Raw genomic sequence first — 17,860 nt, forward strand, 5'->3', positions numbered from 1 at the left:
CCGCGCACTGCGCCACCCGCCTGCCCGACTACATGCTCCCCCAGACCTACGTCCCGCTCGCCGAGATCCCCCTCAACGCCAACGGCAAGACCGACAAGCGCGCCCTGCCCGTACCCGACGAGGACGCGCTCGACAGCGGTTCCCCGTACGTCGCGCCGCGCACCATCACCGAGGCACGGGTCGCCGGGATCTGGTGCCAGGTCCTCGGGCTGGAGCGCGTCGGCGTCGAGGACGGCTTCTTCGACCTCGGCGGGCACTCCATCCGCGCGGTCGCGCTGGTCGGCGCGTTGCGGTCGGCCGGCTTCGACGTCGGCGTACGGGAGGTCTTCGAGTACCGCACGGTCGCGGAACTCAGCGAGTTCCTGACCGGCCGCCCGGCCCCCGCCGAGGCGGACCCGGCCGTCGCGCCCTTCGAGCTGCTCGCCGCCGAGGACCGGCAGCGGCTGCCCGAGGGTGTGGTCGACGCGTACCCGATGTCCCAGGTGCAGCTCGGCATGCTCGTCGAGATGCTGGCCGACGAGGAGAAGCGGGCCTACCTCAACGTCGCCTCGTTCCGCATCACGGACGGCACCCCGTTCGACGGGGACGCTCTGCGCGCCGCCCTGGACGTGGTCACCGAGCGGCACGAGATGCTGCGCACCTCCTTCCACCTCGACGCCTTCACCACCCCGCTCCAGCTGGTCGCGGCGAGGGCCGAGATCCCGCTGACCGTCGAGGACCTGCGGGACGCGCCCGACCGCGAGCAGCGGGTCCGGGACATCCTGGTGCAGGAGCGTTCCGTCCTCTTCGACCTGGCCACGGCGCCGCTCCTGCGGATGACCGCCCAGGTGGAGGACGAGGGTTCCTGGCGCCTGGTGGTGACGGTCTGCCACGCGATCACCGAGGGGTGGAGCCACCGGTCCCTGCTCATGGAGCTGCTCGACGTCTACCGCGAGCTGCGCGACGGCCTGGCGCCGGCCGCGTTCACGGCTCCCCCGGTGCGTTACGCGGACTTCATCGCGGCGGAGCTCAAGTCGCTGGAGTCCACGGACGACCGGGAGTACTGGCAGGACGCCGTCGGCCGGTACGCGCCGTTCTCCCTGCCCTCCGTGTGGGAGGGCGACGCCTCGGCCCCCCGGGAGAAGTACCGGGTCGCGGTCCCCGTGCACGACCTGGAGCCGCGGCTGCGCGCCCTGGCCACCCAGGCCCAGGTGTCGTTCAAGAGCGTGCTGCTCGCCGCACACCTGAAGGTGCTGAGCATGGTCACCGAGGAGGACGCCTTCTTCAGCGGCCTGGTGTGCAGCGCGCGGCCCGAGTCGCCGGGCGCCGAGCGCGTCTACGGCATGTACCTGAACACGCTGCCCTTCGCCTTCGACCGGGCGGGCGGCACCTGGAGCGACCTGGTACGGCAGGTCTTCGCCAAGGAGGCGGAGGTCTGGGACCACCGGCGGTTCCCGATGCCCGTGATCCAGCGCGACGCGGGATCCGGCCGGCTGCTCGACGTGCGGTTCAGCTACCAGGACTTCGACCACGTCGACACCGCGCTGGTCGACTCCGAGGCCAGCAGCGGCGAAGGCGGCACCGAGTTCGCCCTCGCGGTCTCGGCCGTCTCCGGCCACCTCCTGCTGACCACGCACACCCACGCCCTGGGCCGCGACCACGCCGACCGGCTCACCGGTCTGTACCGGCAGGTCCTGGAGGCGATGGCCGCCGACCCGCGGGGCAGCGCCGGGGCCACGTTCCTGCCGGCCGGCGAACAGCGGTGGCTGCTGGCACAGAACGAGACCGCGCGGGAGTTCCCCGGCGCCACCGTGCTCCAGCGCTTCGAGGAGCAGGCGGCGAAGACCCCCGGCGCCGTCGCGGTACGCCACCGGGGCGCCGAGGTCTCCTACGCGGAGCTCGACACCCGGGCCAACCGGATCGCGCACCGGCTGCGCGCCATGGGGATCGGCCCGGAGAGCGCGGTCGGCGTGCTCCTGGACCGGGGTCCGGGGCTGATCGCCACGCTGCTCGGGGTGTGGAAGGCGGGCGGCGCGTACGTGCCGATCGACCCGTCGTACCCCGCCGAGCGCATCGCGAGCATGTGCGACAGCGCGGGAGCCGTCGCCGCGGTCACCCAGTCCTCGTACGCGGACGGCTTCCCCGGCGTCCCCCTGCTGCTGCTCGACCAGGAGCAGGATCAGGAGGGGACCGGCCAGGAGACGGCGCCCGCCCGGGTGGACGACCCCGACCGGCTGGCGTACGTCATCTTCACCTCCGGCTCCACGGGCCGGCCGAAGGGCGTCCAGATCCCGCACCGCGGTCTGGCCAACCACGTCGCCTGGGCGGCGGACGAGCTGGCCGCGCAGGGCACGGGCGGCGCGCCGCTGTTCTCCTCGGTGGCCTTCGACCTGGTGGTGCCCAACCTGTGGGCGCCGCTGGTGACCGGCCAGAGCGTGCAGGTGGTGGCCCAGGACACGGCGCCCGCCGACCTCTCGGCCGCGCTGCTCGACGGCGGCCCGTACAGCTTCATCAAGCTGACGCCCGGCCACCTGGACATCCTGACCGAGCAGCTCACCACCGAACAGGTGGAGCGGCTCAGCGCGGTGTACGTGGTGGCGGGCGAGGCACTGCCCGGCGCCACCGCCAACCGTTCGCTGGAGGTGCTCGGCGCGGGCCGGATGATCAATGAGTACGGACCGACGGAGGCCTCGGTCGGCAGCACCGTCCACCCGGTGGTGGACCACGTCGCCCTCGACGTGGTGCCGATCGGCCGCCCGCTGCCGAACATGACGGCGTACGTACTGGACGCGTCCATGCGGCCGGTGCCGATGGGCGTGCTGGGCGAGCTGTACGTCGGCGGTACGGGTGTGGCGCGCGGTTACGCGGGCCGCCCGGACCTGACCGCCGAGCGGTTCGTGCCGGACCCGTACGGGCCCGCCGGGGCGCGGCTGTACCGCACCGGCGACCGGGCGCGGATGCTCCCCGACGGGAACGTGGAGTTCCTCGGCCGTCTCGACGACCAGGTGAAGATCCGCGGCTACCGGATCGAGCTCGGCGAGGTGCAGGCGGTGGTGTCCGGCCACCCGGCCGTGCGCGACGCCGTGGTCACCGTCCACGAGCCCACCCCGGGCGACAAGCGGCTGGTGGCGTACTGCGTGCCGGCCGCCGGCCAGGAGCTGCCGGGCGCGTCGGTGCTGGCCGACGACTGCGCGCGACGCCTGCCGGAGTACATGGTGCCGTCGGCCTTCGTGGCGCTGGAGAGCATCCCGCTCAACGCCAACGGCAAGGTCGACCGACGGGCCCTGGCGGCTCCGGACCGCTCCTCGATGCGTTCCGACGACGCCTACGTGGCGCCCAGGACGGGGACGGAGCGGCTGCTCGCCAAGATCTGGTCCGAGGTCCTCGGCGTCGGCCAGATCGGTGTGCACGACCGGTTCTTCGACCTCGGCGGGCACTCGATCCTGATGATCCAGGTGCTGGCGGCAGCGCGCCGTGAGGGGCTCGCCGTCTCGGTCTGGCGCATGTACCAGCACGGGACGCTCATCGACCTCGCCGCGGCGATCGACGAGGACACGGAGGCGGCCCGCCGTGCGGCGGAGCCGGAACCGGAACCGCCCGTCACCGCCGCCGCCGTCGCCGAGGAGGAGGTGGGGCCGGCCGGTGTGGAGATGCCGGCCGAGTTGCTCGCCTCGCTGCTCGAACAGGCCACGGGCGGCGACCGCAGCCGCCTGGAGGAGGGCCCGCTCGCCGAGGTCGCGGCGCTCCTGGAGAGGGCCCGCGCGTCCGCCGCCCCGGCCGCCACCACGGCCACGGCCCCGGCCGTCGCTCCGGCGGCGTTCCCGCTGGACGAACTGCGGCGCCTCATGGCCGAGCACCAGGTGCCCGGTGTGAGCATCGCGGTGCTCGGCGCCGACGGGTCGGTCGAGCTGCACGGGGCGGGGGTGCTGTCCGCGGGCGGCAGCGAACCGGTCACGCCGCAGACGCTGTTCCAGGTCGGCTCGATCAGCAAGCACGTCACGGCGCTGGCGACCCTGCGCCTGGTGGCGGAGGGCCGTATCGCGCTCGACGACCCGATCGGCCGGCACCTGACCTCCTGGCACCTGCCCGACCTGGCGTCCGCGCCGGGCGAGGTGACGATCCGTCACCTGCTCGGGCACACCGCCGGTCTGGCCAGGCACCGCAGCGTCGGGTTCCGGCCCGGCGAGGAGGTGCCCACGCTGCGGGACCTGCTGGAGGGCACGGGCCCGGTCAGCACCCCGCGGGTGCGGAGGCAGCTGGTCCCGGGTTCGACGTTCCGCAAGAGCAGCACCCACTACTGGGTCCTCCAGCAGCTGCTGGAGGACGTCACCGGAGAGTCCTTCCAGGAGCTGATGGACCGGCTCGTGTTCGGACCGCTGGGCATGACGGGCAGCAGCTTCGACCAGTCGTTCCCCCGCACCGCCGGGCGCCCGGTGGCGCTCGGGCACCACACGAAGGGCGTCCCCCTCGACGGCGGCTGGCGCAACCGCGCCCACCTCGCCGCCGCGGGGCTGTGGACGACGGCACGGGACATCGCCGAGGTCGCGCGCCAGATGCGCCTCTCGCTGCTGGGCCGGCCCGGCGCACTGCTGCCGGCCGACGTCGCCGGGGAACTGCTCGTCGGGCACCCCGGCAGCTTCTACGGCCTCGGCACCATCGTCGACGACACGGGTGACGACGCGGAGTTCGGGCACGGCGGCGAACCCGCCGGTTACTGGAACCTCTCGCTCAGCCACCTCGGCAGTGGTGTCGGCCTGGTCGCCCTGACCAACGCCGACAGCGGCAAGGGCGTCGTCAAGCATCTGACCGCGACCCTCAGCCGACGCGAACAGACCTTCGGGCAGGGCACGTTGATGGCCGACTGGGCGGCGGCGGGCACCGGCGGCCAGGCACCGGCCGGCCACCCGCTGCTGAGCCCGGTGGTGACCGACGAGGACCGCGCATGACCCCAGGCCACGCGACCGAACCGATCCGATCCGCTCCGGAGGACACCGTGCAGCACGCACCCGTACGCCACCTGATATCGATCGACGACCTGACCGACGACGACCTGCGCTCCATCGTCTCCGACGGCGTCACCTTCGCCACGGAGGGAGCTCCCGGCGTGAAGCCCCTGCGGGACGCGGTGGTGGGCGTCTACTTCAGCAAGACGTCCACCCGTACCCGTACGGCCTTCTCCAGCGGGTCGCTGCGGCTCGGCGCCTCGCTGCTCACCTACGGCCCCGGGGACCTCCAGCTCAACACCGGGGAGACCAGCGAGGACACCGGCGCCGTGCTGTCCCGGATGCTCGACGTGCTCGTCGCCCGCACCGCGGGCGACCCGCAGGAGATGCGGGCGTGGGCCCGGCAGGACCGGATGTCCGTCATCAACGCGATGAGCGCCGACGAACACCCCACCCAGGCGCTCACCGACCTCACCACCCTCCAGATGAAGTTCGGCCGCCTCACCGGGCTGCGCGTCCTGTACGTCGGCGAGGGCAACAACTCGGCCTCCGCGCTGGCCCTCGCGCTCAGCCGGTTCGAGGGCACCGCACTGGAACTGCGCACCCCGGCCGGCTACGGGCTCGCCCCGGACGTACTCGCGCGGGCCGGGGCGAACGCGGCCCGGTCGGGCGCGACCGTACGGGAACGCCACGACATGGCGGACCTGCCGGACGGCTTCGACGCCATCTACACCACGCGCTGGCAGACCACGGGAACGGCGAAGGCCGACCCCGGCTGGCGCGCGGACTTCGCCCCCTTCCAGGTGACCGAGGCGCTCTGGGACGCCAGTCCCAAGGCGGTGTTCATGCACGATCTGCCCGCGCACCGCGGCGACGAGGTCACCGGGGAGGTGCTCGACGGACCGCGGAGCATCGCCTTCGAGCAGGCCGAGAACAAGATGCACAGCGCGATGGCGGTACTGAAGTGGTGCCGCGCGGGAGCCTCACAAGGCGCCGCGCACACCGGATGAGCGTCACCGGTGAAGCGGCCGCGGCGCCGGCGGCCGCGGCGGAGCCCACCCCGGTCCCGCTGCGCCGCAACCGCGACTTCCTGCTGCTGTGGAGCGGCGCGGGCCTCACCCTGCTGGGCACCCGCGCCGGCTCCGTGGCCTACCCGCTGCTGCTGATCTGGTCCACCGGGTCGGCCACGGCGGCGGCCGTGGCCGGTTTCGCCGCGCAACTGCCGCACCTGCTGATCCAGTTGCCGGCGGGCGCGCTGGTGGACCGCTGGAACCGCAAGCGGATGATGATCATGTGCAGTGCGGGATGCGCCCTCAGCGCGTCCAGTGTGGTCGTCGCCGTGGCCTGCGGACGGGTGTGGCTGCCCCACCTGGCGGCCGCCGCCTTCGTCGAGGGCGCCCTCATGGTCTGCTACCGGCTGGCCGAGCGGGCCGGCGTACGCCATGTGGTGCCGAAGTCGCAGCTGAGCGCGGCACTCGCCGGGAACGAGGCGCGGGGACGGGCCGCCGGAATCATCGGGCAGCCCGTCGGAAGCGCCGCGTTCGCGGTGGCCAGGTGGTCGCCTTTCCTGCTGGCGGCGGTGGCGCACCTGCTCTCGCTGGCCGCCGTCCTGCTCATCAGGAAGCCGTTCCAGCAGGCACCGGCGGCCACCGGGCGGCGCAGGCTCGGCCCCGAGATCGCCGAGGGGGTGCGCTGGCTCTGGCGGCGCCGGTTCCTGTGGAGGGTCACGCTGCTGATCTCCGGCAGCAACGTGGTCTTCCAGGCGCTGGCCCTGCTGCCCGCCTTCGTGCTGTACGAGGACGGGCTCTCGGCCGGGACCGTCGGCGTGATCGCCGCCATCAGCGGCGTGGGCGGCACCTGCGGAGCGCTCGCCGGCGGCTGGACCCTGCGCCGGACCGGTCTGCCCGTGCTGGTCTGCGGGGCCCTGGGCGCCTGGGCCCTGCTGGTGCCGGCGCTGGCACTGACCAGGTCCCCCGTCGTCCTGGGCGCGCTGTTCGCCGGCATGAGCTTCGTCGGCGGCGTGGTGAACGTCGCCGGCGGGATCCACCAGGTGCAGATCACCCCCGACGCGCTCCAGGGGCGGGTCAGCAGCGTGCTCCAGCTGTTCGGTTCGGGAGCGAACTCGCTGGGCGTACTGGCCGGCGGGCTGCTCCTCGACGCGGTGGGCGCGGCGGCCACCGCCGGGGCCCTCGGAGCGGTGATGGCCCTGCTGGCCCTCATCGCCGCCTTCTCCGGGCTCTCCCGCCTGTACCGCCTTTCCGGCCAGGCAACCGATTCAGTCGATCCAGTCGATTCACTCCATCCACTCCATGAACGAGGAGAAAACACATGAACGCGTCCGACAGCTGGGCTCCGCTGGTCATCACTCCGCAGAACGCCGGTGTGGAGGCATCGAGCGCGGGGCTGCTCGAGGTGGTGAGCGACACCGAGGCCATCGACGGGCAGCTCGTCAAGGAGAAGGCCCTGATCTTCCGCGGCTTCGGCGTCACCGAGGAGGAACTCGAAGCGGTCATGGACGAGCTGCTGCCCAACCGGCTCGCCTACGTGCACGGCAACTCGCCCCGTACGAAGGTCGGCAAGAACGTCTACACCTCCACGGAGTACCCGCAGGAGTTCACCATCTCGATGCACAACGAGATGTCCTACGCCCACCAGTGGCCGGCCCGGCTGCTGTTCTTCTGCCAGAAGGCCGCCGAGACCGGCGGGGCGACCCCGGTGACCGACTCCGCCCTGTGGCTGGAGTCCCTCGGCCCCGAGGTCCGCGAGGCCTTCCGCGGCGGCGTCTGCTACCAGCAGAACCTCCACGACGGCTACGGGCTCGGCAAGAGCTGGCAGGACACCTTCGAGACCGACGACCGCGCCGAGGTCGAGGCCTTCCTGGGGAACACCGGCGCGACCTGGGAGTGGCGCCCCGACGGCTCCCTGCGCGTGCGCCAGGTCCGTCCCGCCACCGCGGTCCACCCGGTGACCGGCGCGGAGGTCTGGTTCAACCAGTCCGACCAGTGGCACCCGGCGGGCCTGGGCGACGACACCGCCGCCGCCCTCGCGCAGATCCTCCCGGCCGACGAGCTGCCCCAGTCGGTGACCTTCGCCGACGGCACGCCGATACCCGACGCGTACGTCATCCAGGTCCGCGACCGGGGCCTCGAAGCGGCCCAGGACTGCGACTGGCGTACCGGGGACCTGATGCTCATCGACAACATGCTCGTGTCGCACGGCCGCCGCCCCTTCACGGGCGCGCGCCGCGTGCTCGTGGCGATGTCCGACTGACGCCCGGTGAACACCACCACCGAGCGGGAGTACCGCGCCCTGTGGGACAGCGGCGGCGTGCACGTGTGGCAGGGCACGACGGACGGGCCGCCGCCGGTCGCCGGCCTCCAGCTGCTCTCCGCCGCGGAGCGCACGGTGATGAGCCGCCGGCCGCGGGTCGAGGGCCTGCGGTACGCGGGCGCGCACATCGCCGTACGCCGGGTCCTGTCCCGGTACCTGGGGGTGCCGCCGGCCGGAATCCGGTTCGGCACCAAGCCCTGTCCCTGGTGCGCGGACCCCGACCACGGCAGACCCGTCGTGGTGGGGCCGCCCACCGCGCTCGACTTCAACCTCTCCCACGCGGGGCCGCACTGGGTCCTCGCGGTGACCACCGCGGGCCAGGTCGGCGTCGACGTGGAGGACGGACGATCGGGGAGCCCGGCCGGCGCCGCCTCCCTGGTCATGTCCGAGTCCGAACTGACCCATCTGAACAGCCTCGTGAACGACGGCGCACGGCAGACCGCCTTCCTCCGGTGCTGGACCCGCAAGGAGGCAGTGGTGAAGGCGATCGGAACCGGTATCACGGCGGACCTCAAAGCCCTGGAGGTCCGGCCCGAACAGGCGGGCCCCCTCGTCGTGCGGGGCGGCGCACCGGCGGGCGCCGACGACTGGCTGGTCCAGGACGTGCCGAGCGGGCGCGGCCTCTTCGTGGCGCTCGCCCGGCCCGCCGGCAGCACCGGCCCCGTAGTGCTGCGCGACCCGCGCAGCCCGGAGCGCTCGGCCCCGCGGCCGGGCGCCCACTCCATCCTCGAACCCTTCCGCTCCTGAAGGAGCCGACGCATCATGACGACTCAATCGCTCACTGTGCCCGCCACGGCCGGCCCGGCCGGCTACCTGCCCCGCGTGTACGAGGCCCCCGGCCCCGGCTGCGAGGTCGGCGAGTTCATCGCCCGCAACCGGCCGGAGATCCGCGCCGCCCTGACCGAGCGGGGAGCCGTGCTCCTGCGCGGCTTCCAGGTCGACGGGGTGGACGGCTTCAACGGCTCGGTGCACGCCCTGTCCGGGATGCCGCCCCTGACGTACGCGGAGCGCTCGTCCCCGCGGAGCACCATCAAGGGGCAGGTGTACACCTCGACCGACTACCCGGCGGACGAGGAGATCTTCCTGCACAACGAGAACTCCTACCAGGCGGTCTGGCCCCACACGCTGTACTTCTTCTGCATCGAGCCGGCCCACACCCTGGGGGCCACGCCCCTCGCGGACATCCGCCGGGTGTACGCGGCCCTCGACCCCGACGTACGGGAGGAGTTCACCCGGCGCCGCTGGCGCGTGGTGCGCAACTTCCACCAGGACTTCGGGGTCCCGTGGCAGCAGGCCTTCAACACCGACGACCGGGACGCGGTCGCCGCGTACTGCCGGGACAAGGGCATCGGCGTGGAGTGGACCGAGGGCGGTCTGCGGACCACCGCGGTCCGGGACGCCGTCCACCGGCACCCGGTGACGGGCGAGCCGGTGTGGTTCAACCACATCACGTTCTTCCACGTCAGCACGCTGGGTGCCGACGTCAGGGAGGGGCTGGAGGAGATCTTCGCGCCCGAGGACCTGCCGACCAACTCCTACTACGGGGACGGAGCGCCGATCCCCGACGACGTGGTGGCGCACCTGCGCCAGTGCTACCGGGACGCCAGCACCCGTTTCGACTGGGAGCGGCACGACATCCTGGTGGTCGACAACATGCTCGCCGCGCACGCGCGGGAGCCGTTCACCGGACCGCGCAGGATCGCGGTGGCGATGGCCGAGCCGTCCGCGGGCTGAACGGCGAGGAGCACGACCGAGTCCGCCGCCGCACCGGAAGGTGCGGCGGCGGACTCGGTCGGTTCCTGTTCCGGTACCGGTTCCCGTTCCGGTACCGGTTCCTGTTCCGGTACCGCTGACCGGTACCGGTCAGCGGTGGCCGGCCAGGCCCGCCCACGGCTTCGAGACGCACGGACAGCTCCCGCTCCGCTGCCCGTACAGGCGGCTGATCGGCTTGATGTCCCGCGGCCGCCTGCTGTGGTAGACGAACGCCGGCGGTATGTTGCCCCACACCGTGCGGCCCGTCACCACCTCCTCGAAGTTCACGCCGAGCATCCGGCGGAACCGCCGGGCCGGGGCGAGCCGCATCGCGTGCACGTACCCGAAGGTCGTGAACGCCCCGTCCGCCGGGAGCACGTCCCGTACGGCGCAGAGGGTCTCGTGCTGCACGTCCCCGGGAAGGGAGACCCACGGCAGGCCGCTGATGACGGCGTCCGCCGCGGCGTGACCGCGCTCGGCGAGCAGCCGGGGCAGCCGGGCCGCCTCGGCGTTCACCACCTCGACCCGCGGGAAGCGCCTGCTCAGGGCGGAGGCCAGCCGCGGGTTGATCTCGACCGCCACGTGGTGACCACGACCGCCCAGCAGCTCCTGGATCATTCCGGTGAAGGCCCCTGTTCCCGGGCCGAGTTCGACGACCACGGGGTCGCCCGTCTCGGGCACGGGCGTGGTCACCGCCGCGGCGAGTCTGCGCGAACTCGGTGCCACCGCACCGATCTGCAGGGGTGACCGCAGGAACTCATGGAGCATCACACCGGTATCGCTCGTCAACGCGCTCTGCCTCTCAGAATCAGATGGTGATGGCCGCTGCCGGCCCCTGCCGGTGTACGGACTACTCCCGCATGCCGGCCAGTTCGACCGGCCGGGTGCGCAGCGCGAGCGACGCGGGCAGTACGGCGGACACGGTGGCCAGTACGGCGCTGGCCGCGACCACGGCGCCGACGGTCCCCCAGGGCACGACGACCGCCGACCAGACGTCGAGCAGCCCCAGCGCGCCCCACACACCGAGCAGGTTCAGTACGGACACGGCGCCGCCGATCACGGCGCCCACCGCCACCACCACCAGCGCCTCCACCGCGACCAGTCGCAGGACCTGCGGGTTGGTCGCCCCGGTGAGGCGCAGCACCGCGAGGTCGCGCACCCGGTCGGAGGTGGCCATCACCAGGGTGTTGGCCAGGGCGATTCCGGTGTAGACGAGGGCGATTCCCAGGATCATGAGCAGGCCGAGGCGGGTGTTCTCGCTGGAGCGCGGGTAGTGCTCCGTCACCCACTCGCTCTTCGTCAGCACCTCGGTGCCGCTCGCCCGGCCCGCCTCGCGCAGCTCTGCCGCGACGGCCGAGCGGTCGGCGCCGTCCTCGACCCTGACGTCGACACGGTCGATGCCGGCGCCGGCGGCGTTGCGCGGCGTCAGGTACACACCGTTGCTGCCGGTGCCGGTGCCGAGTACCGCGGCCACCTTGAGCGAGACCTTGCGGCCGTCGCCCAGCCAGACGCTGACCTGTTGCCCGACGGTACTGACCAGCCACTCCTCGTTGACGATGATGCTCTTGTCGTCGAGATCGGTGATCCTGCCCGCCACCACGGGCAGGCTGGACACGGCGGCCAGGGCGGCCGGATCCACCGCCTTGGCCTCGGACCTGATCAGCGCCGTGCCCTCTTCGAGCACCGTCACCCCGGTGGAGCGCGACGCGCTGACCGCGGCGCCCGGGATGTTCCCGGCCCGCTCCACGAACTCCGGGGAGAGAGCGCGGCCTTCGCCGGCCGGGGAGACCACGAAGTCGGCGGCCGTCTGGTTCCCCGCCTCGGTGGCCTTGGCCTCGTTGATGGTGGCCACCGTCCCCATGAGGGAGGCGGCCAGTGCGACGGTGATGATGACGGGGGCGGCCACGGCGGCGGTCCTGCGCACCCCGGCAGCCGCGTTCTCCCTGGCCAGTACGCCGGTGGCGCCGGGCAGCCGGGCCGGCAGCCAGGTCATGAGCCGGGTCAGCGGCCGTACCAGGACCGGTGCGAGCAGGGCGAACCCGACGATCAGCAGCATCGGCTGGGTGATGTACGTCTTGCGCTTGAGGACGTCCCCGGGGTCGGAGACGAGCGCCATGACGAGCAGCCCGACCCCGGTCAGCAGTACGGCCGCGCCCGTCAGCCACCGGCTCGGCGGCATCGCCCGGCTGTCGACGGCCGATTCGCGCAGCGCCTCGGTCGGCCCGACCTTCCCGGCCCGGTAGGAGGAGACCAGTACACCGGCCATGGCCACGACCAGTCCGGTCCAGAAGGCCGTGTGCAGTGGCCAGGTCTGGTCGCCGATGGCGAACCAGTGCGGCGCGATCTTCACGTCGACCATCCAGGCGGCGAGCCGGGGCGCCCCGGCGGCGCCCAGCCAGCAGCCCGCGGCCGAGGCCAGCACGCCGATGACGACGGCTTCGGCGTACACCATCCGCCGCACCTGGCCGGGCGTGGCGCCCGCCGTGCGGAGCAGGCCGAACTCGCGCCTGCGCTGGGCCACCGCGAAGGAGAAGGTCGAGGCCACCACGAAGACGGAGACGAAGCCGGTGATGGCGGCCGCCGTGCCCAGCAGCGCGTTGACCGAGACCAGGGCCTCGGCGTCGCGGTCCGGGTCGGGGTCGGCCCTGCGCCGGTCGTCGCCCGTGAGGACCACCATGCCGGTGCTCCCGTCGGCCACCGCGGCGACCGCTTCCGCGTCCGCGTGCACCACGACGGCGTCGATGGGCGGGGAGATCCTGGCGGCCTCGGCGCCGGTGAAGAACACCGCTGTCTCGAAGCCCGCGGGCCGCACGGTGCCGACCACGGTCCTGGTGCCGGTGCCCGCGGGGGTGCTGACCTCGATCCGGTCGCCCGTACGCACACCGGCGCCGGGACCCGCCGTGACGACGACCTCGCCGGGCGCTGAGGGGGCGCGTCCGCCGGAGAGCCGGTAGGGGGTGGCATCCGCGACCGGCCACGGGTGGCCGACGACCGCCCCGCCGTCACCGGCGAGGTCCGCGTCCGCGACGTTCACCGGGAAGGTCCGGTCCTCGACCGTACGGCCGAGCGCGGCGAGTTCGGCGGCCAGCTCCCCGGGCACCGCGCGGGGGTTGGCGAGGGGCTGTGTCCGGACGCCGATCGGCGTGTCGACCCGGAGCTGGTCCGACGCCTGGACCACCACGGGGGCCGCGGCGAACCGCTCGGGACCCCGGTCCGGGGCGCTGAACGTGGCCGCGAGCGCGAGTCCGGTGGTCGCGATGAGCCCTACGCCCAGGGCCAGGGCCACGAAGGAGCCGACGAAGGTGACCCAGCGGGTCCTCATGCCGCGCAGCGCGAGACTCAGCACGGGACCGCCGCCAGCTTCGTCATGCGCGCGGCGACCTGCTCGGCGGCCGGGGAGTACAGCTCGTCCTGCACCCGGCCGTCGGCCAGGAACAGCACCCGGTCGGCGTAGGAGGCGGCGACCGGGTCGTGCGTCACCATGATCACGGTCTGGCCGCCGTCGACCATCGAGCGGAGCATCGACAGCACCTCCCGGCTGGTGGTGGAGTCCAGCGCTCCGGTCGGCTCGTCGCCGAAGAGCACCTCCGGGCGGGTGACCAGGGCGCGGGCCAGCGCCACGCGCTGCTGCTGGCCGCCGGACATCTCGCTGGGCCGGTGCCCGGCGCGCTCGCGCAGCCCCACCCGCTCCAGCACCTCGAGTACGTGGGCCCGCTTGGGCCGCCGTCCGGCCAGCCGCAGCGGGAGCGCCACGTTCTGCTCCGCGGTGAGCGAGGGGAGCAGGTTGAAGGCCTGGAAGACGAAACCGATCCGCTTGCGGCGCAGCAGCGTCAGCTTGGTCTCGTTGAGCCGGGTCAGGTCGGTGTCGCCCAGGAACACCTGGCCGCTGGTCGGCCGGTCCAGTCCCGCGGTGCACTGCAGGAGGGTCGACTTGCCGGAGCCCGAGGGGCCCATCACGGCGGTGAAGGTGCCCTGGGGAATGTCCAGACTGACCCGGTCCAGCGCGGTCACCGCGCTGGCGTCCTTGCCGTAGGACCGGGTGACCGAACGGAGCCGGACGGCTGCTTGATTCATGGTGTCCACTCAATAGGGCCCGCGCTTCCGACACATCGGAGCGGAGCGGAGTCTTGGTGGTGGAGGTAGCTCCACCCTCATGTGCACGATGTCTGCACCCGCGCGGAAAAGGCAGCGAACCAGCGGGCAGGAACCTGCGGCGGCAGCAGCCTGCACGCGCGCGGAAGCCCGCGGCCCGCCCCCTCCACGGATCATGACGCGTGCAAGGTCGTGACATCAGACGCTGTGAGAGGTGGGTTCGCGTGACGGTCATCGACGCCGACAGGGGGAGCCGGTGGTTCCGGAGGCACCGGCGGGCCGGGGCGGCACGGGCCCGGCTGGTCTGCTTCCCGCACGCGGGCGGTACGGCGACTCTGTTCCACAACTGGCCGGGGCGGATACCCGGCGATGTCGAACTGCTCGCCGTCCAGTACCCGGGCCGGCAGGAGCGGTTCGCCGAACCGTGCATCGAGGACATGACGGAGCTGGCCGACCGGATCACCGGTGCGCTGGAGCCCGTACTCGCCGGACCGCGGCCGCTGCCCCTGGTCCTGTTCGGACACAGTCTCGGCTCCGCGGTCGCCTACGAGGTGGCCCGTCGCCTCGACGAACGGCACGGCATCGTCGCGGACCGCGTCATCGTGTCGGGGCGCGGCGCGCCCCACCTCGAACGCGGCGGGAAGCTGCACCTGCTGGACGACGACCGGCTCATCGCCTCGGCACGGCGGCTGGGCGACCTGGCCTCGTCCGTCTACGACGATCCCGACCTGAGGCCGCTGCTGCTTCCTTCGCTGCGCGGCGACTTCCGGCTGATCGAGTCGTACCGGCCGCACCGGCCCGCCGCCCTGCGGGCACCGGTCACCGCGGTGGGCGGCGACGCCGACCCGGGGTGCCGGGTCACCGAGCTGGAGTCCTGGTCGGAGCTGACCACGGCCGGGTTCGAGAGCCGGGTGTTCCCCGGCGACCACTTCTACCTGGTGCCCGCGGAGGCGGAGCTGCTGGCGTTCCTCAGCGAGCGCCTCTGAACCCGCCGGCCCCTGCGGCTGCGGCTACGGCTACGACGCGACGGCCGCAGCACCGCGCCGCAGCGACAGCAGCGGCGGGAGCGACGTGGTGACCAGCAGCAGCACCGAGGCCGCGACCAGCACCCCGGACCCGCCCCACTGCTGCCACGAACTCCCCGCCAGAAGACCCAGCGCCACACAGGACGGAGCCCACAGCAGGCTGCCGAGCACCGACCAGCCCAGGTACGGGCCCCAGGGCACCCGCACGGTGCCGCACATGACGGGGACCATCGTGCGGAGCGCCACGTTGAACCGGCCGAGCAGCACGGCCCGGCCGCTGTACGTACTGACGGCGCTCAGCGCGGCCCGGTACTTGCGCGATTCCGTGACCCGGGCCGGCAGGCCGGCCGCGAGCCTGGCCCCCCACACCCGTCCGACGAGATGACCGAGCAGATTGCCCGCCACCGCACCGAGCACCGCGGCCAGGAGCGCACCGGCCAGCGGAAGACTGCCCTGGTGCGTGAGCACCCCGCTCACCACCAGCGCCGTCTGGGAAGGAAGCAGCATGCCCAGCACAGGAAGTACCGGCTCCACCGTGGGCAGCAGGAAGACGATGACCAGCGTCAGCCAGACCGGCACGGTGGACAACTGGGCCTGGAGCCAGTCCATTCGGATCCCCTTGGTGTCGGGCGGCCCCGGGATGCGGGGTGGGAGCAGTCGGCTGCTCACTGCCTCAAGGAGACCCGGCCGGACGGGTCCGGCACATTGCAACTGGGAGGACTCTTCCGGGAGAGGCAGTGCCCACCCGAAAGGTGGAGCTAGCTGGGTGGTCCGCCCGCACGGCGTTTCGTAGCGTGCCCTCATGCCCTCCCCCAGCCTCTGGCAGGCACTCCAGCAGCGTCGTTACGTCCTCAGCAGCTGGCCGTGGCGCGCGGCGCTCTATCTGCTGACCAGCGTGGCGCTCGGCATGGCCACGCTGGTCACGCTGCTCCTGCTCGCCGTCGCGGGCAGTGTGCTCACGGTGGTCCTGATCGGCGTGCCCCTGCTGCTCACGCTCGTACTCACCGGAGTTCCGCTGGCCGCGCTGGAGCGCCACAGGCTCCGGCTGATCGACTCGGGCCCGTTTCCCGGACCGCACCGCGAACCGGCCGGCACCGGGCTGTCGTCCTGGCTGCGCACGCGGATCCAGGAGCGTGCCACCTGGCGTGAGTTGGGTTACGCGCTGCTGTTCGCCTTCCTGCTGTGGCCCCTGGAGGGGCTCGTCGTGGGTACGGTGCTCACGGTCTGCGGCGGTCTGGTCGCCACCCCCGTGATGATGGCGGCGGGCGGCGACGGGGAAGCGCGCGTACTCAAGATCTGGCTCGCCGACTCCTACCCGGAGGCCTTCGCCGCGCTGCTGGCCGGGGTGCTGCTCCTCCCCCTGCTCGCCTACCCGCTGGGCGTACTGGCGGCCGGCCGCGCCGTACTGACCAGGCAGCTGCTCTCCGTCCCCGAAAGCGGGCTCGACTCCCGCGTGCAGGAGCTGGGCCGTTCCCGGATGCGGCTGGTGGACGCCTTCGAGGCGGAGCGCCGCCGCATCGAACGCGATCTCCACGACGGGGCCCAACAGCGCCTGGTCGCCCTGTCCATGACGCTGGGTCTGGCCAGGCTCGAAAGTCCCGCCGAACCGCTGGGCGGCCTGCTGGCCAAGGCGCACGAGGAGGCGGGGGTCGCGCTGGTGGAGATCAGGGAGCTGATCCGGGGCATCCACCCCCAGATCCTCACGGACCGGGGCCTGGAGGCCGCCGTCGAGGACATCGCCGACCGCTCGGCGGTCCCGGTGGACGTGAGTTTCGACCTGCCGGGACGCCTGCTCGAAGCCGTGGAGACAGCGGTCTACTTCGCGGTCTGCGAGGCCCTGGCCAATGTCGCGAAGCACAGCAGGGCGACCCGGGCCCGGGTGACCGGACGGGCCGAGAAGGGCCGGCTGACCGTGGAGGTGGAGGACGACGGGGTGGGCGGCGCCGACACGGTCGACGGGACGGGGCTCCAGGGGGTGGCCGATCGCATCTCGGTGCTCGGAGGCCACCTGCTAGTGTCCAGTCCGCCCGGCGGGCCCACGGTGTTCCGCCTGCAAGTCCCCTGCTCACCCGCCCGATCGAGGACATGATGTTGCGCATCGTACTGGCCGAGGACAGCGTGCTCCTGCGGGAGGGCCTGGTCGGTCTGCTGGAGCGATTCGGTCATCAGGTGGTGGCAGGGGCCGGAACCGCCGAGGAGCTGACCGCGGCGGTCGCCGAGCACCGCCCGGACATCGTGGTGACCGACGTCCGCATGCCGCCCGGCTTCTCCGACGAAGGACTGCGCGCCGCGATCAGCCTGCGCAAGCAGCAGCCGGGCCTGCCCATCCTGGTGCTCAGCCAGTACGTCCAGCGCGCCTACGCCGAGGACCTGCTGGACTCGTCGGACGGTACGAGCGTCGGCTACCTGCTCAAGGAACGCATCGGCAACGTCGAGGAGTTCATCGACGCCCTGCACCGGGTCGCCGACGGCGCCACGGTGGTGGACCCCGAGGTGGTCCGGCAACTGATCCGGCACCGCCGCGACCCCATGGCGAGGCTGACCGCCCGCGAGCAGGAAGTGCTGGCCCTGATGGCGGAAGGCAAGTCCAACGCCTCCATCGCCGCGGCCCTGACCGTCAGTGAGGGAACGGTCAGCAAGCACTTCGGCAGCATCCTCACCAAGCTCGACCTCAACCTGTCCGACTCCACGAACCGCCGGGTCCTGGCGGTACTCGCCTACTTGCGCGGGTGACCCCCG

13 protein-coding genes are annotated in these 17,860 nt (G+C 72.8%); 9 read left to right on the forward strand and 4 right to left on the reverse strand.

Going from position 1 to position 17,860, the window contains the following annotated elements; genetic code table 11:
• The first annotated feature begins 32 nt into the window (after nt 1-32).
• The 6 genes from ACWD0Y_RS08390 to ACWD0Y_RS08415 are packed head-to-tail and all read left to right on the forward strand — an operon-like array spanning nt 33 to nt 9,986.
• Nucleotides 33-4,925, forward strand: coding sequence for an amino acid adenylation domain-containing protein (locus tag ACWD0Y_RS08390; RefSeq protein WP_450259606.1), 4,893 nt, complete (start codon nt 33-35; stop codon nt 4,923-4,925).
• Nucleotides 4,922-5,932 carry an ornithine carbamoyltransferase gene (locus ACWD0Y_RS08395; protein ID WP_450259607.1) on the forward strand — a complete coding sequence of 337 codons (1,011 nt, stop codon included), beginning with the start codon at nt 4,922-4,924 and terminating at the stop codon, nt 5,930-5,932. Before ACWD0Y_RS08390 ends, ACWD0Y_RS08395 begins: the two co-directional genes overlap by 4 nt.
• Nucleotides 5,929-7,254 (forward strand): MFS transporter, encoded by a 1,326-nt coding sequence (locus ACWD0Y_RS08400; RefSeq protein ID WP_450259608.1) that lies wholly within the window; start codon nt 5,929-5,931, stop codon nt 7,252-7,254. Before ACWD0Y_RS08395 ends, ACWD0Y_RS08400 begins: the two co-directional genes overlap by 4 nt.
• Entirely contained in the window at nt 7,251-8,192 is a 942-nt protein-coding gene (locus tag ACWD0Y_RS08405) for a TauD/TfdA family dioxygenase (RefSeq protein ID WP_450259609.1), read from the forward strand. The genes ACWD0Y_RS08400 and ACWD0Y_RS08405 overlap by 4 nt, the downstream gene beginning before the upstream one ends.
• Before the next feature lie 6 nt (nt 8,193-8,198).
• Nucleotides 8,199-8,999: a 4'-phosphopantetheinyl transferase family protein gene (locus ACWD0Y_RS08410; RefSeq protein ID WP_450259610.1), complete on the forward strand. Its 801-nt coding sequence runs from the start codon at nt 8,199-8,201 to the stop codon at nt 8,997-8,999.
• Nucleotides 9,000-9,014: 15 nt separating this feature from the next.
• A complete protein-coding gene (locus tag ACWD0Y_RS08415) occupies nt 9,015-9,986 on the forward strand; it encodes a TauD/TfdA family dioxygenase (RefSeq protein ID WP_450259611.1) in 972 nt (323 codons plus the stop codon).
• Between the two features lie 129 nt (nt 9,987-10,115).
• On the opposite strand, the gene ACWD0Y_RS08420 is transcribed toward ACWD0Y_RS08415, so the two are convergent.
• From ACWD0Y_RS08420 to ACWD0Y_RS08430, 3 genes are all read right to left on the reverse strand, one after another.
• Nucleotides 10,116-10,793 (reverse strand): class I SAM-dependent methyltransferase, encoded by a 678-nt coding sequence (locus ACWD0Y_RS08420; RefSeq protein WP_450259612.1) that lies wholly within the window; start codon nt 10,791-10,793, stop codon nt 10,116-10,118.
• A gap of 61 nt (nt 10,794-10,854) precedes the next feature.
• On the reverse strand, nt 10,855-13,350 hold the full coding sequence (locus ACWD0Y_RS08425; protein WP_450259613.1) for an FtsX-like permease family protein: 2,496 nt from the start codon (nt 13,348-13,350) through the stop codon (nt 10,855-10,857).
• A complete protein-coding gene (locus tag ACWD0Y_RS08430) occupies nt 13,344-14,078 on the reverse strand; it encodes an ABC transporter ATP-binding protein (RefSeq protein ID WP_093803406.1) in 735 nt (244 codons plus the stop codon). Before ACWD0Y_RS08430 ends, ACWD0Y_RS08425 begins: the two co-directional genes overlap by 7 nt.
• A gap of 242 nt (nt 14,079-14,320) precedes the next feature.
• Between ACWD0Y_RS08430 and ACWD0Y_RS08435 the strand changes: the two genes are divergently transcribed.
• A complete protein-coding gene (locus ACWD0Y_RS08435; protein WP_450259614.1) occupies nt 14,321-15,082 on the forward strand; it encodes a thioesterase II family protein in 762 nt (253 codons plus the stop codon).
• Nucleotides 15,083-15,112: 30 nt separating this feature from the next.
• Here ACWD0Y_RS08435 and ACWD0Y_RS08440 read toward each other — a convergent pair whose 3' ends face one another.
• A complete protein-coding gene (locus tag ACWD0Y_RS08440) occupies nt 15,113-15,730 on the reverse strand; it encodes a DedA family protein (protein WP_450259615.1) in 618 nt (205 codons plus the stop codon).
• 193 nt (nt 15,731-15,923) lie between these two features.
• Between ACWD0Y_RS08440 and ACWD0Y_RS08445 the strand changes: the two genes are divergently transcribed.
• Nucleotides 15,924-17,210, forward strand: a complete 1,287-nt coding sequence (locus ACWD0Y_RS08445; RefSeq protein WP_450259616.1) for a sensor histidine kinase — start codon at nt 15,924-15,926, stop codon at nt 17,208-17,210.
• Entirely contained in the window at nt 17,210-17,854 is a 645-nt protein-coding gene (locus ACWD0Y_RS08450) for a response regulator transcription factor (RefSeq protein WP_093799784.1), read from the forward strand. The genes ACWD0Y_RS08445 and ACWD0Y_RS08450 overlap by 1 nt, the downstream gene beginning before the upstream one ends.
• The last annotated feature ends 6 nt before the right edge of the window (nt 17,855-17,860 follow it).

This window comes from Streptomyces altiplanensis, from assembly GCF_053591575.1.

Excerpts from the sequence above, each read along its gene's own strand:
- ACWD0Y_RS08390 (WP_450259606.1), top strand. The coding sequence starts at position 33 with ATGCTCCCCCAGACCTACGTCCCGCTCGCCGAGATCCCCCTCAACGCC.
- ACWD0Y_RS08395 (WP_450259607.1), top strand. The coding sequence starts at position 4,922 with ATGACCCCAGGCCACGCGACCGAACCGATCCGATCCGCTCCGGAGGAC.
- ACWD0Y_RS08400 (WP_450259608.1), top strand. The coding sequence starts at position 5,929 with ATGAGCGTCACCGGTGAAGCGGCCGCGGCGCCGGCGGCCGCGGCGGAG.
- ACWD0Y_RS08405 (WP_450259609.1), top strand. The coding sequence starts at position 7,251 with ATGAACGCGTCCGACAGCTGGGCTCCGCTGGTCATCACTCCGCAGAAC.
- ACWD0Y_RS08415 (WP_450259611.1), top strand. The coding sequence starts at position 9,015 with ATGACGACTCAATCGCTCACTGTGCCCGCCACGGCCGGCCCGGCCGGC.
- ACWD0Y_RS08430 (WP_093803406.1), bottom strand. The coding sequence starts at position 14,078 with ATGAATCAAGCAGCCGTCCGGCTCCGTTCGGTCACCCGGTCCTACGGC.
- ACWD0Y_RS08440 (WP_450259615.1), bottom strand. The coding sequence starts at position 15,730 with ATGGACTGGCTCCAGGCCCAGTTGTCCACCGTGCCGGTCTGGCTGACG.
- ACWD0Y_RS08445 (WP_450259616.1), top strand. The coding sequence starts at position 15,924 with ATGCCCTCCCCCAGCCTCTGGCAGGCACTCCAGCAGCGTCGTTACGTC.
- ACWD0Y_RS08450 (WP_093799784.1), top strand. The coding sequence starts at position 17,210 with ATGTTGCGCATCGTACTGGCCGAGGACAGCGTGCTCCTGCGGGAGGGC.